This window comes from Flagellimonas sp. 389 (assembly GCF_018449435.1).
Lineage (GTDB): Bacteria > Bacteroidota > Bacteroidia > Flavobacteriales > Flavobacteriaceae > Flagellimonas.
Window position 1 is genome coordinate 1 of sequence record NZ_JAHCMU010000001.1, and the last position, 19,461, is coordinate 19,461.

Consider the following 19,461-nt stretch of genomic DNA (forward strand, 5'->3'; position numbering starts at 1 on the left):
AGTTGACACAATACGGCAACGTGACCATGGCCCTCAAAGGCACAAGACCGGACGGTGTTCCCTTTGAGGACAGCGCGGACTTTAAGTTTACGCCCGTTACCCTCCAAAATGAAAACGGTTTTTACAATACATTGACGATAACTGAATTCGATAATGACCAAGAGTACAAGTTTAGTTTATTGCGTTTTTTAAGTGCCCCTGATGATGTATATCAAGAAACAGCTTTGGTTTTTTTCATCGTAATCAATAATTTGGGTGATCCTGAGGAAGAGATTGTTCAAGTCAATTTTGGGATAAATAACTATGCCGTGATCGGTGATGATAACAAGTACTTTATTTTGAATGCCTCAAATGCTTCCGCAGCGGAGCTTTCCAACATTGCTTTTGATCCGGTGACCAACAACCTTACCTTTTCATACGATTTTAAGTTTGACGGAGATTTCAATGATACTGGTTTTCCCCTTGAGGTTTCGGGCGAGGCGAATGTTTTTGTAGTAGAGGAGGTCGAGGATTGATGCCATGCCAATTTTTAGCATTCAAAAAGCTTATTTTGTATTAGAGAGGAGAGGGCATCGCAAAAAAGATGTCCTTTTCTCTTTTGGAGAGGTAATCCTAAAGTTTCTTCATCCGTCAATTCATATGCCCTATCCGTCAATTTTACCTCCTTTTAAAAATTGGACTTAACTATATTATGCCGTGAAGTGGCATAGACTTCTTCTAAAAAGAAACTATTTGTTTTTATGAGACCAAGGAACATACTCTTACCCTGCCTTTTAATTTTGACCATGTGTTCAACATCCTGCGATGGCGAGGACGGACTGGACGGTGTTAAAGGGGACCCGGGCACTATTGGGGAGACCGGGGCCACTGGTATCAATTGTTGGGACAGCAATGGCAATGGCACAAATGATGCTGAGGAAGATAGTAACCAAGATGGCGAGTTCAATGCGCTTGACTGCCAGGGAGCGGACGGCACCGACGGCACCAATGGAGAAGATGGGGAAAATGGTACCAATGGAGAAAACGGTACCGATGGTGTTGGTCTTGAAGACATGCTCAAATATGGCTCCATAACGGTAAACCTCCAAGGCACACGGCCAGATGGCATGGCCTTTACGGATGCTGAAGTTTTTAGGTATACGCCAGTTGATGGCGATGATATCGACACCTATAACAGTGTAGTTCCTACCGCAGTTGGCCCCGATGTTGAATATCAATTTGAGATACGCCGTTTTCTAAGTACTCCAGATGAAGTATATCAAGTTGCCTATGTAGACATTTCAATATCCATTACCAATCCTGGAGAGCCTTCCGAAGTCTTTAATCAAGCAACGGTACAGCTGAACAACTATGCGGTCATTGGAAATGATAACAAATATTTTGTCTTGGATGATGATCCTTACGATAATGATGGCCCGGGCATTAGCGGCTTTATGATCATGGATGTTGCATTTGATACAACAACGAACAATCTCGCGTTCAATTATTCCTTTACCGTAGCTGCTGCCAACAACGATTCAGAAAACGACCTTGATGTTTCAGGAAGTGTGGATGTATTTGTTTTGGAGCAGATCAATTAAAGGTTGGTTTTCAGTACTAATAGTTTCATTTTTTGTATTTTTCATTTTTTGGGGCCAAGATTTGAATCTTGGCCTTTTTTTGTTGCAGTCGATACTGGAGCCATATTTAAAACTTCATCAAAAAATAAATGGGTCTCTTTTTGAACAGAACTCAAATCTTTTGAGGTAACAAAAGATGTCATTACATGTTCGCCAACTTCCGGGAACGCAATCTTGCGCTTAAGATCTTCAGGAGTACCAAGTTGGTCGTACATCTGCAACATTGCCGGTACGGAGACCACCTTATCCTGTATGGAATCGTTTTTATAAAAGTATCCTAGAAAAACGGGCTGATCTACCTTTTCAAAAGTTTCTGGTACCATCGTGTTATCCACTAAAGTTTGTAAATGTGTCAAAGCCTCTACCCTATATTTTGGGGTCCAGTATTTCTTTTCCTCCTCGGTGGATTCGGGTTCATGGTAATTGCCCTGTTTTACCAATTTTGCTAATTGCAGTCCCCAAGGACCTCCCAATAGTTTTGCATTTGGGTCATAAATTTCTATGTTGGGCGAATACAGAAGTAGTCCAACAACATCGGCATCACCTCCAGCTAAGTGGAGTGCCAAGGTACCTCCGGTAGATGTGGCCATAATAATCACCTTATCCCCCAATTGTTTTGCAATGGCAATGGCTTCCTTTGCAGAAGCCACCAAAGCATCTGCCGTTAAGTCCAACATCGCCTCTTTTTCAACCAGGCCGTGCCCTGCCAAACGAGGCAAGTATAGGTTGCAGCCATAACGCTTTGCCGTTTCAATATGTAACGGATGCCCTTCCATACGGCTGGCGGACCAACCGTGCAAATACACGATACTGTATTCGGTCTTTTTTGGTATACTATCAAACCAAATAATTTGGGCGTCATTATTTGGTTTTAAGTTTTCTACGGAAGCTTCCCTTTTAGTTATCCATTCCTCCAACTCCACTAAATCTGAAGTCACTTTGGGCAACGTTTTATCCATATCTGGAACAGCTACCTTGGGTCCAAAGAAATAAACCAATCCTAGAATGACAATTAACAACAGTACGCCTTTTACAATTTTAAAGAACAGTTTCATCTTAAATCGTTTTGGTTTATCAGTATACTTATAAAAGCTTTTTACGGAATACTATAAATATACTATTTTAGACCACTGTACATTAACTATTTATGTCAAAACTGAAAACGCTGTTAAAAAACCTGGGGCCGGGATTGCTCTTTGCCAGTATGGCCATTGGAACATCCCACTTGGTACTTTCAACAAAGGCAGGGGCACAGTATGGTTGGGTAATGGTCATCCCCATAGTATTGGCAAACTTATTTAAATATCCATTTTTTGAGTTTGGGATACGCTATACCTCGGTCACGGGAAAAAGTTTGGTAGAAGGTTATCTAAACCTTGGAAAAAAGTATTTATGGGTCTATGCCTTTGTGACCCTTGTATCCACCTTTACAATTTTAGCTGCGCTCTATGTAGTTACGGCAGGGCTCTTTATTAACCTGTTCAATATTGCATCTATTGGTGTTAACAGTATTGCTTTAGCACTGTTTATCTTTATTAGTGCGGTACTGATCATTGGAAAATACCGATTTTTGGAAAATTCCTTAAAAGCCGTTATTTCTATTCTGTTCGTTGCATTGATAATTACTACTGTTTTGGTTTTGCACAAAGGACAGGTGCCCGGTGCAGAAACATACCAAAGACCTGCCATCTTTAATGAAGCCGGTATTCTTTTTTTAATTGGATTGATGGGTTGGATGCCTACCGCCGTGGAAGCTTCTGGCTGGGTAAGCCTTTGGAGCATAGAGAATATAAAGACCATGAAAGAAAAGCCTTCTTTGAAGATGGCACTACAAGAGTTTAATGTGGGTTACTTTTTAACGGCACTCCTAGCTATCTTCTTCTTGGTTATTGGTTGGATGACCCTTTACGGTACAGGAACAGAATTGAGCGGAAGCGCCGTAGTCTTCGCAAACCAAGTAGTGAGCCTTTTTACAGTACATATTGGGAATTGGGCCTACTTTTTAATTGCCATAGCTGCGTTTGCCACCATGTTCAGTACTTGTATGACGGCACATGATGCGGTTTCGCGGGTAAGTATAGATGTTTTACAAAAACTCTTTCCTCAAAAAGACCATTTATTGAAAAAGAATGTTTTCACCATTACGGTACTACTTATGGCATTGATCAATTGGATGGTAATCGTCTTGTTCGGTGGCAATATGGGAAATCTGGTGGCCTTGGCCACTTTTGTATCTTTTATAATGGCGCCCTTGATTGGATGGATGAACCTTAAAACCGTAATTGGAAACGATATTCCAAAGGTAAATAAACCAAAAGCAGGACTTCGGATTTTAACCTATCTGGGCATCTTTTTCCTTTCCTTTTTTGCGCTCTACTATTTTTGGATGGTTATCCGTTAATCGAAAATAAGATTATCGTTCAAGACCACTATCAAAGACCGTTGGTTCTGCTGATGTAGCATTTCCAAACAAAAAACGCCATTGGTGCAGTTGTTCAAGATTTTATTTTCTCCGTACCCTACAGAATATAAAATATTGGACTCGGAAACTCCGTTCTTGAGCAAATAGTTTTTGATGGCATCCGACCTGTTTTGCGTCAACCTAAAGTTGGTGCTACTTCCTCCCCTACTATCTGTATAGGTTTCTACCCTCAACTGTGCACTGGGGAAGCTTTTAATAAACGACACTACTTTATCAAGTTCGGTTTCAATTTCGGCCGTAAGCTGGGTTGAATTTCTACCAAAAAAGAATTTTTTAAGTTTTACTACGGTTTGGTTTTCCTTCTTTTCCACCAAATCGTCATATTCGGCAATTTCAATAGTATGGTTGGAATTTTTCATTGCTTCCAGCACTTCTTCAGAAAATTGCCTGCTGTAAGTAGCGTAACGTTCCTTAGTAGATTCCAGCTTCACCTCTTTCTCCCATGGAATTTCAAGTCTGTAGTTCCCTTCTGTATCAGAAAATGTTTCTGCCAATAATGCACCCTGCAAGTCCAATAGCCTTACTACAGCATTTTCGACCATGACAGCTCTGTTACCGGGTTCCTTCACCACTCCTTTGAATACCAATGTTCTAAGACCAGGTCTTTCGGCCACCTTGAATCCATACAAGTCATCCTTGCCTTTTCCACCAGTTCTATTCGATGAGAAATATCCTAAAAGTCCATCTCCATCGTTCCTCATGATAAAACCAAAATCATCTTCGGCAGAATTGATGCCCTCTCCCAAGTTTACAGGAATACTGAAGCTATCATCTTCCATGTTGGATTTGTACACATCCATCCCGCCCAGGCCATAAAAAACGTCTGAAGAAAAATAAAAGCTATCTTCAAAAACGAATGGGGCAATTTCATTTCCTGGGGAATTGATCCTTGGTCCCAAATTTATAGGTGCAGACATAATCTGCCCTCTATTGGTATACACATAGTAAATATCCGTGCCTCCATAACTGTCCTCAAAATTTGCCGAAAAATAGAGCCGTTCACTAATTTCATCATAAAAAGGATAATAGAAAGAAGTGCTCAAATCTTTCAGCAATAAACGAAAAGTACCGTCTAAAGGTTGCATCCCAATGGCCAATGCATTTTTTCCATTCTTATCAAAAGACAATTTTCCGTTTTCGGTATTGGACAATACATATAGAATGGCATTGAGTCCTTTTGAGTAATACGGTGTGGCCCTGTGATATTTTGATTCTGGAATTTCCGTTAAAGGTTTTGACCAAGCAGAAATTTGACCATCCGGTCTTGCCTCAGCGCTAAAAATATTCAAGTAGCTCTCATAATCGGTTTTTGAATCTTGTGGCCTTCCGCTCGAAAACAATAATTGATCACCATAAAAAGAAGGTGAAAAATCGGAATAGGAACTGTTGGTCTTTAAATTGAATATCTTAAAGTCCAGCGCTATATCCGCCTTGCTATCCTTAGCAAGTATTTGGGTATTAAATTCCAGATTTTCTAAAAACTCAGCATCAAAATTAGGTGAAATCTTTGCGAGAAAATCGTTTGTTTTAGTCTTATCCTCAATTTTGGAAAGACTACGCATCAATTTATTTAGTTGATGGTTTCCAATCAATGTATCTTTCTCATAAAGCTTAAGATAAGCCTCTGAAGCTTTTTCAAAATTGTCTGTTTTAAAATAAGCATCTGCTAGATTCAAGTATTGTTGCTCATCTAGCGTTCCTTTTAATAAATCTTGTTCATAGGCCTGTATAGCTTCCTTATAATTATATTGAAAAAAGTAACCATCTCCCTTGGATTTCGTTGATTGAGCAAAGCCAATGGTCATCCCAAAAATGGAGAACAGTAGTAGAACGAATATTTTTCTTGTTTGTACCATGTTAGAAAAATCTTGGAGAATCTATCTGTTTTGGTTTTCCTTTTAGTTTTTTATCCCTTTTTCCTTTGGAATTTCCACTGCCAAAACCACCCCTGCCAATATAAAATTTTAATATCGCTTCATGGGAACCACCACTAAATTCGCCAAGTGCATTAGTATTGTAATCATAAGAATATCCTATAAACAACCCATTGGATATTTGAAAACCGGCCAACCCACTGACAGCATTGTCAAAACGGTAAGCAGCACCTATAGTGAGCGCGTCAATAAACTGAAAATTTGCCGATATGTTAATATTCAACGGGGAATTTTGCAAGTAATTTAGTAAAAATGCAGGCTTGAACTTTGTTCTATCCGATAGTTGAAAAACATAACCCCCTATCAAATTAAACTGTAGATTATCCTCAACTATGGTCGCTACCTCATCATTATATAGCCCATTGGTTAAAAAATTGGGAACTGAAATCCCTGTATACCAATCCTCTTCGTATAGAAAAAGTCCAGCGCCAACAGTAGGATAAAAATTGCTTACATTTTCATTGCCAAGAATTGGATCTAGTGGGTTGTTTATACTCCCTTCCGAATAATCAAGATTGAGCAAAGAACCTCCTGCAGCCATTCCAAAAGAAAGTTTCGTAATATCGGATATATTGATTTGGTAGGAATAGGACACATCTATAAAGGTTTGATCCGATGGCCCGAGCTGGTCGTTGACCACATTAAAACCCAGTCCCATTTTTTCGTTACCAAAAGGTATGTTAGCTCCAAAGCGCATGGTAGTCGGCGCGCCGGGAATATCTACCCATTGTGCGCGGTACAGACCCGCAATTTCAGGAGATTCCACTGTACCTACATAGGCAGGATTAAAACTACCGATGTTGTACATATACTGAGTATACTGCGGTTCTTTTTGAGCATGACCAACTGTAATGACTCCGAAAACCACCAGCAGAAAATGTATATATACGATAAGACCAATATTCTTTGGCATATTTTAATTTATCTTACAATTTGAATCCAACCTTTTGTTATTTCCGGACTATCACCAAGATTAAGTATATAAAAATAAGTTCCCTTTGGCAGCTCTCCGTTATCTCCTGTTCCGTCCCATGAACTATCGTATCCATTCATCTGAAATACACTATTACCGTAACGGTCAAAGACTTCTAAAAAGCTATTCGGAAAAAGTTCATGATCTACCAATCTCAATGTGTCATTAAAACCATCCCCGTTGGGCGAGAATATGTTACATAGCGTACCCGGTGTTTGGCAGGGGCTGGGAACTACCTCGATTGAAGCGCTTGCTTCGTTATTCGATTCATCAAAATCCAAAGGAAATGTTGATACAATTAATGTTGTATTGGTTAAAACACCCAAAGCATTGAGCGTTACGGTTATTTCTAAAGTGACAATCTCTTCTGAGGTCAACTCATCTATTGACCATTCCCCGGTATTTGGATCATACAATCCCTTGGACTCAGTATGGGATACATATTCGAATCCTTCACCCAGTACATCGTTCACTACAATATCAATGACCCTGTCCATTGTGGTATTTTCGAGCGTAATTGTAAATGTAATGGGGCTTCCCAACAAAATTCTTCCATCGCTCAATCCCCTAGCATTTTCATCTATTTGCTTGGTGATTGCCAAATCAATAGGGTCTGGGTTACAAGCAGGTGTCAAAAAGGGGTCGCAACTATCCAATGGATCAGAAGCCCTTTCAGGAACCAAAGGTGTACTGGGATCGTCTATAACCAAAACCTCTTCACCATCGGTAAGTCCGTCACCATCCGTATCAGGATTGCCCGGGTCTGTGCCCAAATCATTTTCTTCACTATCTGTAAGGCCATCTTTGTCCGTATCAAAGACACAATTGGTCACAAAAATCGTTACTTGAACACTAGTATTTGCACACGGTGCCTGCGCGCCATTGGTAGTATATTCAAAAACATAATCCCCAATGGACAAGTTCTCGAAGTTTACGATGTTTTCGGCACCTATGGACAAACTGCCGGATGGGTCGGTTACAATACTCCATAAACCAGCATCTTCTCCCGTTAGCGTATCGTCCAAATCTATGACAGCGGGGTCGTCATTGCCCAAGGTATTACAGGCAATGGTATTGGTAGGGGTGCCAACAAATGGCAAAGGGTTTACCGTGGCCACTACCTCAACTCTTTCAGAAGAACAGCTATTTGCAGTTGCTTCCACAAAAAACGATGTGGTTTCGGAAATAAACGGTGTCTCGAATGATGTTCCCGTACCAAGTATACTTCCTCCTGTTGAACTACTGTACCAATTTAAAAAGCTACTGGCACTTGCGGAAGCTTGCAAAAGCAATGTTCCAGGTCCACACCTTGTATCTTCTGTTGTACCGGTGACATTGGGTATTGTGTTAAGGCTTAAGGTAACCGTGAGAACGGGGCTTGCACAATTGTTTGCAGCATCATAGAAAAATCCAAAATACGAAGCTGCTCCTGTAACTATACTACTTCTATGTGCAGCTGTAACTAAAGGGTCAGGGTTTGTACTCCAAGTAAGTACGCTTCCCGCTGGTGCGACAGTGCTTGTTACATAATCATTTAAATCAGCATTAATCGTATCACAAAATTCTGTTGATTCAGAAGTATTTAAAACTGGAGCAATCGTACCTACATTACAAGTTACAGTGCAATCAATCACCGTAACGACCAAATCCGTAAACCGATTGCCACAAGGAAATATAGCTCCAGAGGTAGCATATCTAAACCTGTATTCTCCCAATGCCAGTCCACTAAAATTCACAACATTTCCTGCGCCAATAACTGCACCGTCAAGAGAAGTCCAACTACCTGGGTCTGCACCTGTTAATTGATCATCTAAATCTACACTACTTGGACCCCCACCACCGGTACAGGCAGAAATATTGTTGGCAATTCCGGGAGAAGGTGTCGTATTGGCTATGAGCGTAACATTAAACGTGGGACTTGCACAATTGTTCAACTGATCATAGAAAAAACCAAAGTAGGTTCCGGGCGCGGACGCAAAACTAGTTTGGAGATAATCATCCATAACCGTTACATCTGGATTTGTACTCCATCGCAAATCGGAACCCGGTGGAATAGCACTATTGGTATAGTCATCGAGGTTTTGGACAAAGGTGTCACAAAAAATAGTATCCACAGAACCATCCAATACCGGTGCCGTGTTACCTGCAACGCAACTATCATCGTTGATTATGGTAACCGTAGCCGTATCGGATATATCAACTGTCAACACTGTATTCCCCAAATTCTCCATGGAAACAATCAAGGTTTCATCGGGTTCTTCTTTTGTATCAGGAATTGGAGTGACCGTAAAATTCACGGTTTCACCTGCAGTACCGTTAAAATTTAAGGTTCGGCCCGCTATGCCAATATAGTCGTTATCGCCTAGCGTAGCTGTACCATCGGCTGTGGATATCTGCACGGTAAAACCTCCTTCGACGGTATTGTCCAAGCTGGCTGTTAAAGCAATAGGTCCTGCATCCTCTGTACCATTTGCATCTGAAATGGTGAGCGATGCAGTATCATCACTAATTATGGTTATGGTATTGCTGCTAGGAGCCCCAACGGTATAGCCCGTACCTTCGGCCAACGTTATGGAGACCGTTTCGTTCGCTTCGAGCAGGGAATCGTCCACTGGAATTACCTCTATCGTCGCCGTTTGTGCTGTTGCAGGAATATCCACACTTCCGCTAAGTTCCAGAAAATCGGAACCTGAAGTCGCCGTACCACTTACCGTATAATTTACGGTAATTGTAGCACCACTATTGTTTGGCGCGTCTAGACTTACGGTGAAAGATGCCGACGTAGGGCCACTTTCTGTAGCGGTGTCGTCAGTTGCGACGATAATGGCTACTTGACCAAGTCCAATATTGAAACCAAACAGTGTAAAAATAAGTAAAGATAGTATCCCTTTACCATGGGTAGAGATAACAAAAGATGAGGTCTTTTTTAATACGGGCAACATTACCTATTTAATGGTTTTCAGTTTCGTTCTTATCTCATTCTTTGGCAGGCTGTTTGGGAGGTGCCAATATTACTAAAATTCGGAGGAACGCCACAACTTTACAGCTAAAATCTAAGTTTCTTGGGTGAAATGCGCTTAGCCTGTTGAAAATTCAGTTTTATAGCGATGCAGATGTAGTTTCTACTCCAGAATCTATCTTTCTCACCAAACCTTGAAGCACTTTTCCCGGACCGACTTCCGTAAAGGATTTTCCACCATCTTTTACCATTTGCTGCACACTTTGTGTCCATTTTACCGGAGCGGTCAGTTGTGAGATCAAGTTTGTTTTTATTTCGTCTGAATTTGTGACTGCTGTAGTTGTTACATTTTGATAAATGGGACAACTGGGAACATCAAATTTTGTTGCTTCGATAGCGGCTGCCAATTCTTCCCTTGCAGGTTCCATTAACGGTGAGTGAAAAGCCCCACCAACAGGCAACAACAAAGCTCTTCGCGCTCCAGCATCCTTCAACTTTTCACATGCCGCATTGACCGCTTCAATTTCTCCCGAAATCACCAATTGACCAGGACAATTGTAATTTGCAGGAACTACTATTCCAGATGTGTCCTCACATATTTTTTCTACAACCTCATCATCCAAGCCTAAAACTGCTGCCATGGTACTTTGCTGAATCTCACAAGCTTTTTGCATGGCCAAAGCTCGTTTTGAAACTAACGTTAGCCCATCTTCAAAAGTTAGGGTTCCATTGGCTACCAAAGCCGAAAATTCTCCTAAAGAGTGTCCTGCGACCATATCTGGCTTAAAGCTATCACCTAGTACTTTGCTCAAAATCACTGAATGCAAAAAAATAGCAGGCTGGGTAACCTTTGTTTGCTTTAGGTCTTCCGGAGTGCCTTCGAACATAATGTCCGTAATTGAAAAATCTAAAATGGCGTTCGCTTGTTCAAAAAGTTCTTGTGCTTGATTATGATTTTCATAAAGGTCCAATCCCATCCCTACGAATTGGGCCCCTTGTCCTGGAAAAATATATGCGTTCATTAGTTGAGTTTTTAAGCGATGCTAAAATAGGGATATTTTGGACATTTGATTGTCGGACATATGGATTATTGGATGTTTCGATTCTTGGTATGTTGGATGGCTGGATTATTGGCATATTCGATAGTTTGATGATCGGTTTTTCAACTAGATATATTTAAATACTGAAGCTTTGGAAATCAGAACTCTGAACTCTGAACTCTGAACTCTGAACTCTGAACTCTGAACTCATAAAAGATAAACCTACAATTCAATACTTTAAACCAAAATCATACAAACAAAAACCCTTACTTCTTAAACCAACCCGAATAGGTTACATAATTATTAGCTATACGGTCAATTTCACCAGAACTTAGCTCTGGACTTATATCCTTTATTTTCTTAGCGGGCATTCCTGCGTAAATACTCCCTGCTTCAACATGGGTCCCTTTGGTAAGTACTGCACCTGCAGCAATTATAGAGTTGCTTTCCACAACGCAATCATCCATGATAATACTTCCCATCCCAATCAAGACATTATCTTTCACGGTACAACCGTGTACCAATGCATTGTGCCCTATGGAAACATTATTGCCAATGGTAGTCGGGGATTTTTGATAGGTACAATGTATCACGGCACCATCCTGAACGTTTACCTTATTGCCCATTTTGATGAAATGGACATCGCCCCTAATAACAGCATTGAACCAAACACTGCATTGCTCTCCCATTGAAACTTCACCGACAATGGTCGCATTTTCTGCAATAAAACAATCCTTACCAATCTCTGGGGATTTGCCCCTAACGCTCTTGATTAACATATTTTATGATATTTCTTTATTTCTATTGTTCACTGAAAATAAGATAACAATGTTGCCTTTTTTGATGCGGAAACCGAAAGTTCTTTTCCATTGGACAAAACTACGCTTCCCCCTTTTCCCCTTTTATATTTTACCACTTCACCCACGTTTACTAAATAGGATTTATGAATACGGGCAAAAGCATATTCGGTCAGGGCATCTTCAAAATATTTGAGTGTTTTGCTGACCACGATTTTCTTATGCTCCAAATAAATTTCGGTATAATTATCATCTGCTTTGCAAAAGTAAATATCTCCAACATCCAAAACCTGAAATCCATCTTGTTGCGGCAATGTTATTTTCCCTTCTGTTTTTATCGACTTGGCTTTTAACACCTGTCCTTCCAGCGCATTTTCTTTCTCTTTGATTTCCTTGACATAATCAACAGCTTTTATCAATTCATCAATATTTATGGGCTTCATGAGATAGTAGGCCGCATGGTTGTTCAAGGCATCCATGGCATACTGGTTATAGGCGGTAACAAAAACTGTTTCAAAAGTTCTATCGGGTACTTTATCCAATAGGTCAAAGGCATTTCCAAAAGGCATTTCGACATCCAAAAACACTAAATCCAGTTCGTGTTTTCGTATCAGTTCCAATCCTTCCGTAATGTTCGAAGCTTCCCCCAATAGTTGAACTCCATCGCAATACTTGGCAATATAGTTCCGAAGTATCTCCCTACTGTTCGCCTCATCCTCTACTATGATCGTCTTCAATTTCATTAATCCTTTTTAAGCTTTAGCGATACTTTTGTTCCCGTTCCATCTTCCAATAAATCTGAAATGGAGACATCAACTTTGTTTTTGTACATATCATTTAGTATCTGAATCCGTTTTTTAATGTTCCCCATTCCTTTTGATTTTTGCTTCTTCTGATTCGACGTCTTTAAGGCTGCGGATTTTTTTCTTCCAATACCATTATCAGTTATCCTAATCTCTAAAATCTCGTTGGTGATTTGGTCAACTTCAATTTTTAGAAAGCCTTTCTCCTCTTTGTAACGCAGACCATGCCAAATTGCATTTTCAATGTAAGGCTGAAGCAACATCGGTGGAATTTCAAAGGCGTCTATATCTATCTTTTTATCGATATTGATTTCGAAGTCAAACTTATCCGAAAAACGGGAATGTTCCAGTTTAACATACAACTCCAATAGATTCAGCTCCTTTGAGAGCGGAATAAAATCCTCTTCAGAGTTTTCCAGAACGCTACGCATTAAAACCGAAAAATCGCTTAGGAATCTATTTGCACTTCGCTCATCGCTCTTGGCAATGTAATTGTTTACCGAATTGAGCGCATTGAAAATAAAATGTGGGTTCATTTGGGTGCGAAGCGATTTTAATGCCAAAAGATTATTCGCCAACTTTTGTTGTTTGTTGCTCCTATAAAAGAGAAATGCAGTGAGCGCCATCAATACCATTCCAAAAATCAAAGAATAAATGAGCCATTTTTGTCTTTTGCTCATCTCTTGAAAGAGTTGCTGTTCCGTTACCGCTAAACTATACTTGCTTTGGGAAAGTTCACGCTCCTGTTCCAGACTGGAAATACGGTTTTGTTTTGTGGCTATTTCCCTATTGAATCTTGCTGCCCTAGAAATCTCTTGCTCCTTTCGTATGTAAAGACTGTCCACTACGGCAACATAGTCTTGGTACGATTCCAATGCTTTTGAAAAATCCCCTTTATAACGGTATACCTCTGACAGTTTTCTGGTGGCATCTTTCTGCACCACCAGGTCATCTTCGCTATCGGCTTCTACAATACTGCGTTCCAGATAGGGAATGGCTTCATCCAGTTTGTCCTGTGCAATGTATGCGTTGGCAATTTTATAATTTATTTGCTGTGAGGTTATGGAATCTGAATTCTCCAGTCCCTTATTTTCCTTAGCTACGGTCTGCGTTGGCAATTGCAGCAACTGGCTCAAACTCTTTTTACGCAATTGTATTTCATCATCAAAACGGCTCTCTACGTTATAAAAGTCCGCTACTTTTTCATTTTCCTCAATCAACCTTTCGGGAGCAACTTTTTTGGATAGGTTTAGGGAATTGTTGTAAAATCCTTCTGCTTCGACGAATTTGTCATCACTTGCATAAGCATCTGCAATCTTGGAGTTTAAATCGATTATTTTAGGAGAAACCTGATTCTTTTGTGCTATCCGAAGACCTTCTTGGTAAAAATCGACAGCTTTCTTTACTTGCGACAGCCCTTTATTGGCATCACCCAATCCTTCGTAAAGCTCAATGCGTTGATAAGGAATCATGTTTTTCAATTCGGACAAAGGGGAAAGCGTAGATTCCGCTTTTGTAAATTCCCCATTTAAAATATATGCTCTTCCGAGCAACAATGCAGCTTTTATTGTTTTTTTCGCAGCCAGAGCGTCCTTAAAATTTGTAATGGCAAGGTCGTATTGTTTGTGGTACAGATAGATCTCGCCAAGCGTGATAAACGACTGGGACAGTTCACTTTTATTGCCTCTTCGCTCCAATTGCGCTATGGATTGTGCAATAAAATCTATGCTCTTTTCTAAATCCTTGTTCTTATAAAAATTAGCGGAATCCAAAGAGCGTTGGTGGTTGAGTGCACTACTTGAACCCACTCTGCTCTTGCTCTTTGGTTTATTTGAGACAGTATACCCTTCAACCAGTACATCAACATCCTCATCTGACCTTATCCGATGTTGAACAGTTTCAAATTCAAAACTTTCAAAAATCAGTATATCGCCAATAGCGGCCCTAATGGTAAACTCCCCAAAATTATTTGTCGTAGTAAAACTGCCTGCGTTCGTGGACACCTGTACATCTGGAATTGGAACAAAATTCTCTTTTCCTTTTACGGAACCTTTAATCTGCAAAAGCGAACGTTCATTGCTTACCTGCGCAAAACCTGAATAAAAAATAATCAGGAATAGAAAAAGTATGTGTTTTGTTTTAGTCATCTGTTCCTTAATACCAAGGTAAACTTAGTGCATCTAAAGCGTATTAAAAAATTAGCTTTTCATGAAAAACCACTGAAAACTCCCTTATTTAACCACTTTACAAAGTCATTTGTTGTGCACACTCATTATAAGCCACAGTTCCCTCATTCCCGATTTTTATTGAAAAAAGTCAGCAATACTTTTAAACCATCAAAATTCATAAAACACATGAAAAAAGTTAAACGAAATAGGTTTTGGAAATTCACAATTGGTTTGACCATAGGTTTTTTGATCCTTCTCATTTTCAGGATAATCTATGGATATACGAATGATGGAACGCCACAAGAAGTTCACCATCCTATTATTCTCGCGGATAAGTCGTTTGAGTTTGATGGAAGGAAAAACTATGCCTCAATAAAGTATACAGCATCCAACCAGTCACCATCTTCAAATTTGGACCAGAAGTATGAAAAAATTGCTACTGCAAGGGCCATTTCACATGAGTTTGACCAAGAGGAGAATCAAATCCGAAAACAAATCAAAAAACTTAATGGCTTAATTCAATTTGAGAACAAGAGCGGGAATGAGGGCTTTAGACGATTGGACCTATCCATAGGTGTTCCACCTGAAAACTTTGACCAGCTATTTCAAAATCTTATTAAGATTGGAAAAATACAGGCAAAAGAAATCACTAAAAAAGACAAGACAAACGAATATAGGGAACTCAACGCCAGAAAATCATCGCTAGAGAAAATAAGGGCATCGTTGGTAGAACTAAAATCTAAAGGTGGAAAAATAAATGAATACATGCTTTTGGAAAACAGAATTCTGGAAATTGAACAACAGCTCCAAGAACTTGGGGTAAGCCTTGGGAATTTTGACGATGAGAATGAATTCTGCACTATCAAATTTACCTTAAGTGAAAGCCCTGTAATAAAAATTGGGTTCCTAAAACATATTACCAATGCGCTAAAATGGACAATAGAGACCTATTTAATGACAATGGCAGCTTTCGCCTTTATGTCCCTGTTCGCCTACTTGGCATTATTGATCATAGAAAAATTGAAAATCAAAGAATAATTAAAACGCTGAATTATGAAACATTTTAAACACCTAATGGGAATAACACTATTTACGATTGCAGTAGGAACTGCGTATAGTTGTAATCTAAAATCAAAAGAGAATATAGACAATAGCAATAAGGGAGAAACCGCACTACTTACTACAACGGTCTCTGAAAAACCGTCAAAACAATTTGTAAAAGTTGCTTTGTTATTGGATACCAGCAATAGTATGGACGGTCTTATCAATCAAGCCAAAGCACAACTTTGGGATATCGTAAATGAATTCACTTATGCCAAATGTGGAAATGAGACAAGACCATCGCTAGAGATAGCGCTGTATGAATACGGCAACGATAATCTGGCTTCCAACGAAGGGTATATTAGGCAGGTTATTGGTTTTAGCAGTGATTTGGATGAAATCTCCGAAAAATTATTTTCGCTTACTACCAACGGTGGCGAGGAATTCTGTGGACAGGTCATTCATACTTCCTTGAAACAGTTGGACTGGGGAAAAAATGCAGATGATCTGAAAATGATTTTTATTGCCGGTAACGAGCCGTTTACGCAAGGTAAGTTGAACTACAAGGATGCTACATCACAAGCAAAGGAAAAAGATGTCATCGTCAACACTATTTTCTGTGGCAACTATGAACAAGGCATCTCTACAAAATGGAAAAATGGTGCCACGCTTACTGGTGGCGAGTACATGGCCATTGACCATAACAAACAAGTGGTGCACATAGATACGCCCTATGACGATGTTATCATAAAACTGAATTCAAAATTGAATACAACCTACATTTCGTACGGTGCTTTGGGCAGTGCCAAAAAAGAACAGCAATCTATGCAAGATTCCAACGCCGCCGAAATGGAGGAAGCAGTGGTTGTAAAACGTGCCGTAAGCAAAAGCTCCAGACTTTACAAAAATTCCTCTTGGGATTTGGTAGATGCCATTGAAGATGAAGAATTTGAACTAGCAGAATTAAATGATAAGGATTTACCAGAAGAATTAAAAGGAAAGTCCGAAAAGGAAATAACCTCATATTTGGAAGGCAAAAAAGCAGAGCGCACAAAAATCCAGAGGCAGATTCAGGATTTGAACAGAAAACGTGATGCGTATATTATCGAAAACCAGAAAGAAGAAGCTGGAGAACTGGAAAATGCACTCTTGTCAGCAATTAAAAACCAAGCTGCAAAGAAAAACTACAAGTGGGATTAATGCCTCTCCCAAAACTGTCTCCTTGAACGGTTCTGACCTTTTCAGAAGAGCGGCAAATAAGGTGGCGATAATATATTAACCACGATAAAAAACACGTTGTTTTAAGTATTGGTGTTGGGTTGAAGTGGGCCATTAGAAATAATGGTCCATTTTAATTATTTGCCGCAGGGCAGTAGCAATCATAACGTTTACCTTGGTCACTTTGGCCAAAGTCGTATCCCAGCGTTATTTGATGAAACCCGCCATTATCAAAACGAATATCTCCAGATTGATAGGAATAGTTGTAAGAGAACATAAATTTATTAAGGTTAACACCTACTATTGGCGTAAACAATTGTAACCGTTGCTCTCCAAAACCCCCGTCCGTTTGAAATTGTGCACCATCAAAACTTCTGCGGTAGGACAAGCCTGCCCAGACCGTTCCAAAACTAACATCCCTATACACTTTTGCATTAATATCCACAGTTGTTTCTTTGGTGAAATCCGTCATTTGCAACAAAACTGAGGGTTCTATCCTAGTTTTATTTCCAAAAACATATCCCACGGAAAATAGATATCTCCTTAAATTATCGAATTCTGCCAAGGTATATAAATCGCGACCACTTCCAAGAATATTCAAGATGGCGGCATGCGCATAAAACTCAAAAATATTGTAGGAAACCCCTAAATCAACATTAAAATAGCTCACGGTATTTTTTACACCACTAACTGCTGGGTCTGGTATTACCGATACAAATTCGGTTTCATCCAAACTGCTCAATATTATTCCTGTACTAAGACCAAAAGAGAGTTGATTCAATGTTCTAAAATCACCTGCAAGCTGCAAATGGTGTGCATAGGTTGCTTTAAAACCTGTTTGGGAGTGATACCCGTTGGAATCGTTAAATAGAATACCTCCAATACCACTGCGTTCTCCAACCCTAAAATTAGCATTCAATGTCTGTAAACTTGGTGCTTCATCAACATTAAACCATTGCTTTCTTGCAGTTAAACGAACTTTTCCCCCTTCACTTATTCCTGCCATGGATGGGTAGACCAGATAGTAATTGTCCGCTAAATAGTCAAAGTAAACCGGTATTCCTTCTTGTGCCTTGGTTGTTAGCCCAAAAAATAATAGGATGATAATCAGTGGGGTTAGATAGCTTCTCATGAAATGATCAGGGCTAAAGTTGGGGTTTATTTAGGTAATCAACATTTTAATAACGGTTGAAGCGATACATTATTATATATTCCACCTCTCCTATTTACTTTGTATTTTTGTACAAACTTCAGCTATGAACGATTATAACATCACCGTTGTTGCCACCAACAACCCCAAAATACTAAAATTTGAGGCAAATCATTTTCTTGCAAAGAACAATCATGAGTTCAAAAATATAGATGATGCCAAAAACTCACCGTTAGCGCAACAACTGTTCTACCTGCCCTTTGTAAAGACGGTTTATATCTCAAGTAACTTTATCGCACTTGAACGTTTTGATATTGTTGAGTGGGATGATGTTAAGGATGAAGTTGCACAGCAGCTTGTTGATTATTTAAATGCGGGAGAGCCTATTTTAACTGAGGAAGAAACCCAAAAAAAGGAAGCGGTCACCGTTTATGCAGAGGTAACTCCGAATCCTGCGGTAATGAAATTTGTATCTAACAAAAAGATTGTTCCAACTGCGTACGAGTTCAAGAATATTGATGATGCCAAAGATTCTCAATTAGCCAAAGAACTCTTCCATTTTCCATTCGTAAAAGAGGTGTTTTTTGATGAAAACTACGTATCGGTCTCAAAATACGAAGTAGCAGATTGGAACGAAATTACCATGGAACTAAGGGAATTCATTAGAAACTTTTTAATGGATGGTAAAGAAGTCGTATCCAAAGAAGCTATTCAAGAGTCCAAAAAAGTGGCTGAAGAAAGTCTTTCCCCAACAAAATATGACGACACTTCCCAACAAATTATTGACATCCTTGAAGAATACGTAAAACCTGCTGTAGCCAGTGATGGTGGAAACATTCTGTTTCAATCCTATGAGGAAAACAGTAAAACCGTGAATGTGATTCTACAGGGAGCGTGCAGCGGCTGTCCATCTTCAACATTTACGTTAAAGAACGGCATCGAAACCATGCTGAAGAACATGATGGGTGATAAAGTGAACGAAGTAGTTGCACTAAACGGCTAGTTTTCTGGACCTAACAGTTTCTATTCTGGTCAATTTTTGCTAACTTGAAATAATTTAAAAAACAGTAACCATGGCAGTTTTAAAAGTTATTGAAGTATTGGCAAACTCGGACAAGAGCTGGGAACAAGCGGCAAAAAATGCAATAGAACACGCATCTAAGTCCGTAAAGAATATTCGCTCCGTTTATATCAATGAACAGAGTGCTTCCGTAAATGACGGAAAAATAGATGAATACAGAGTTAATGTAAAAATCACTTTTGAGGTCAAATGATCA

Annotated in this window: 16 protein-coding genes; 7 read left to right on the top strand and 9 right to left on the bottom strand. The window is 39.6% G+C overall.

What is annotated here, in order from left to right; all coding sequences use genetic code 11:
- The coding region (locus tag KIM67_RS00005) for a hypothetical protein (RefSeq protein ID WP_213829329.1) at positions 1-515 on the top strand (515 nt) is incomplete at its 5' end.
- Positions 516-785: 270 nt separating this feature from the next.
- Positions 786-1,580 carry a hypothetical protein gene (locus KIM67_RS00010; protein WP_213829330.1) on the top strand — a complete coding sequence of 265 codons (795 nt, stop codon included), beginning with the start codon at positions 786-788 and terminating at the stop codon, positions 1,578-1,580.
- Between the two features lie 41 nt (positions 1,581-1,621).
- On the opposite strand, the gene KIM67_RS00015 is transcribed toward KIM67_RS00010, so the two are convergent.
- Entirely contained in the window at positions 1,622-2,674 is a 1,053-nt protein-coding gene (locus tag KIM67_RS00015; RefSeq protein WP_213829331.1) for a carboxylesterase, read from the bottom strand.
- Positions 2,675-2,766: 92 nt separating this feature from the next.
- Here KIM67_RS00015 and KIM67_RS00020 point away from each other — a divergent pair, with 92 nt between their 5' ends.
- A complete protein-coding gene (locus tag KIM67_RS00020; RefSeq protein ID WP_213829332.1) occupies positions 2,767-4,020 on the top strand; it encodes an NRAMP family divalent metal transporter in 1,254 nt (417 codons plus the stop codon).
- Here KIM67_RS00020 and KIM67_RS00025 read toward each other — a convergent pair.
- The 7 genes from KIM67_RS00025 to KIM67_RS00055 form a co-directional block, all read right to left on the bottom strand.
- On the bottom strand, positions 4,017-5,957 hold the full coding sequence (locus KIM67_RS00025) for an OmpA family protein (RefSeq protein WP_213829333.1): 1,941 nt from the start codon (positions 5,955-5,957) through the stop codon (positions 4,017-4,019). The two genes, KIM67_RS00020 and KIM67_RS00025, sit on opposite strands and share 4 nt — an antisense overlap.
- 1 nt (position 5,958) lies before the next feature.
- Positions 5,959-6,948 (bottom strand): type IX secretion system membrane protein PorP/SprF, encoded by a 990-nt coding sequence (locus tag KIM67_RS00030; RefSeq protein WP_213829334.1) that lies wholly within the window; start codon positions 6,946-6,948, stop codon positions 5,959-5,961.
- Positions 6,949-6,956: 8 nt separating this feature from the next.
- Positions 6,957-9,950 (bottom strand): gliding motility-associated C-terminal domain-containing protein, encoded by a 2,994-nt coding sequence (locus KIM67_RS00035; protein ID WP_213829335.1) that lies wholly within the window; start codon positions 9,948-9,950, stop codon positions 6,957-6,959.
- 157 nt (positions 9,951-10,107) lie between these two features.
- Positions 10,108-10,989 (bottom strand): ACP S-malonyltransferase, encoded by an 882-nt coding sequence (gene fabD / locus KIM67_RS00040; RefSeq protein ID WP_213829336.1) that lies wholly within the window; start codon positions 10,987-10,989, stop codon positions 10,108-10,110.
- A gap of 284 nt (positions 10,990-11,273) precedes the next feature.
- Positions 11,274-11,786, bottom strand: a complete 513-nt coding sequence (locus KIM67_RS00045; RefSeq protein ID WP_213829337.1) for a gamma carbonic anhydrase family protein — start codon at positions 11,784-11,786, stop codon at positions 11,274-11,276.
- A gap of 29 nt (positions 11,787-11,815) precedes the next feature.
- The gene (locus tag KIM67_RS00050; protein WP_213829338.1) at positions 11,816-12,547 is read right to left on the bottom strand and encodes a LytTR family DNA-binding domain-containing protein; all 732 of its coding nucleotides are present in this window, start codon (positions 12,545-12,547) and stop codon (positions 11,816-11,818) included.
- Positions 12,547-14,754, bottom strand: a complete 2,208-nt coding sequence (locus KIM67_RS00055) for a histidine kinase (protein WP_213829339.1) — start codon at positions 14,752-14,754, stop codon at positions 12,547-12,549. Before KIM67_RS00055 ends, KIM67_RS00050 begins: the two co-directional genes overlap by 1 nt.
- A gap of 207 nt (positions 14,755-14,961) precedes the next feature.
- Here KIM67_RS00055 and KIM67_RS00060 point away from each other — a divergent pair, with 207 nt between their 5' ends.
- Positions 14,962-15,813, top strand: a complete 852-nt coding sequence (locus tag KIM67_RS00060) for a DUF4349 domain-containing protein (protein ID WP_213829340.1) — start codon at positions 14,962-14,964, stop codon at positions 15,811-15,813.
- Positions 15,814-15,828: 15 nt separating this feature from the next.
- Positions 15,829-17,016 (top strand): VWA domain-containing protein, encoded by a 1,188-nt coding sequence (locus KIM67_RS00065; RefSeq protein ID WP_213829341.1) that lies wholly within the window; start codon positions 15,829-15,831, stop codon positions 17,014-17,016.
- Positions 17,017-17,167: 151 nt separating this feature from the next.
- On the opposite strand, the gene KIM67_RS00070 is transcribed toward KIM67_RS00065, so the two are convergent.
- A complete protein-coding gene (locus KIM67_RS00070; protein ID WP_213829342.1) occupies positions 17,168-18,166 on the bottom strand; it encodes a type IX secretion system membrane protein PorP/SprF in 999 nt (332 codons plus the stop codon).
- A gap of 124 nt (positions 18,167-18,290) precedes the next feature.
- On the opposite strand from KIM67_RS00070, the gene KIM67_RS00075 reads away from it, so the two are divergent.
- A complete protein-coding gene (locus KIM67_RS00075) occupies positions 18,291-19,187 on the top strand; it encodes a NifU family protein (RefSeq protein ID WP_213829343.1) in 897 nt (298 codons plus the stop codon).
- 70 nt (positions 19,188-19,257) lie between these two features.
- Positions 19,258-19,458: a dodecin family protein gene (locus KIM67_RS00080; protein ID WP_213829344.1), complete on the top strand. Its 201-nt coding sequence runs from the start codon at positions 19,258-19,260 to the stop codon at positions 19,456-19,458.
- Positions 19,459-19,461 lie beyond the last annotated feature (3 nt).

What these genes read in the sequence shown, in the direction of transcription:
- KIM67_RS00010 (WP_213829330.1), top strand. Translation starts at nt 786, where the DNA reads ATGTGTTCAACATCCTGCGATGGCGAGGACGGACTGGACGGTGTTAAA.
- KIM67_RS00030 (WP_213829334.1), bottom strand. Translation starts at nt 6,948, where the DNA reads ATGCCAAAGAATATTGGTCTTATCGTATATATACATTTTCTGCTGGTG.
- KIM67_RS00070 (WP_213829342.1), bottom strand. Translation starts at nt 18,166, where the DNA reads ATGAGAAGCTATCTAACCCCACTGATTATCATCCTATTATTTTTTGGG.
- KIM67_RS00025 (WP_213829333.1), bottom strand. Translation starts at nt 5,957, where the DNA reads ATGGTACAAACAAGAAAAATATTCGTTCTACTACTGTTCTCCATTTTT.
- KIM67_RS00065 (WP_213829341.1), top strand. Translation starts at nt 15,829, where the DNA reads ATGAAACATTTTAAACACCTAATGGGAATAACACTATTTACGATTGCA.
- fabD (WP_213829336.1), bottom strand. Translation starts at nt 10,989, where the DNA reads ATGAACGCATATATTTTTCCAGGACAAGGGGCCCAATTCGTAGGGATG.
- KIM67_RS00045 (WP_213829337.1), bottom strand. Translation starts at nt 11,786, where the DNA reads ATGTTAATCAAGAGCGTTAGGGGCAAATCCCCAGAGATTGGTAAGGAT.
- KIM67_RS00060 (WP_213829340.1), top strand. Translation starts at nt 14,962, where the DNA reads ATGAAAAAAGTTAAACGAAATAGGTTTTGGAAATTCACAATTGGTTTG.
- KIM67_RS00020 (WP_213829332.1), top strand. Translation starts at nt 2,767, where the DNA reads ATGTCAAAACTGAAAACGCTGTTAAAAAACCTGGGGCCGGGATTGCTC.
- KIM67_RS00050 (WP_213829338.1), bottom strand. Translation starts at nt 12,547, where the DNA reads ATGAAATTGAAGACGATCATAGTAGAGGATGAGGCGAACAGTAGGGAG.
- KIM67_RS00055 (WP_213829339.1), bottom strand. Translation starts at nt 14,754, where the DNA reads ATGACTAAAACAAAACACATACTTTTTCTATTCCTGATTATTTTTTAT.
- KIM67_RS00080 (WP_213829344.1), top strand. Translation starts at nt 19,258, where the DNA reads ATGGCAGTTTTAAAAGTTATTGAAGTATTGGCAAACTCGGACAAGAGC.
- KIM67_RS00015 (WP_213829331.1), bottom strand. Translation starts at nt 2,674, where the DNA reads ATGAAACTGTTCTTTAAAATTGTAAAAGGCGTACTGTTGTTAATTGTC.
- KIM67_RS00035 (WP_213829335.1), bottom strand. Translation starts at nt 9,950, where the DNA reads ATGTTGCCCGTATTAAAAAAGACCTCATCTTTTGTTATCTCTACCCAT.
- KIM67_RS00075 (WP_213829343.1), top strand. Translation starts at nt 18,291, where the DNA reads ATGAACGATTATAACATCACCGTTGTTGCCACCAACAACCCCAAAATA.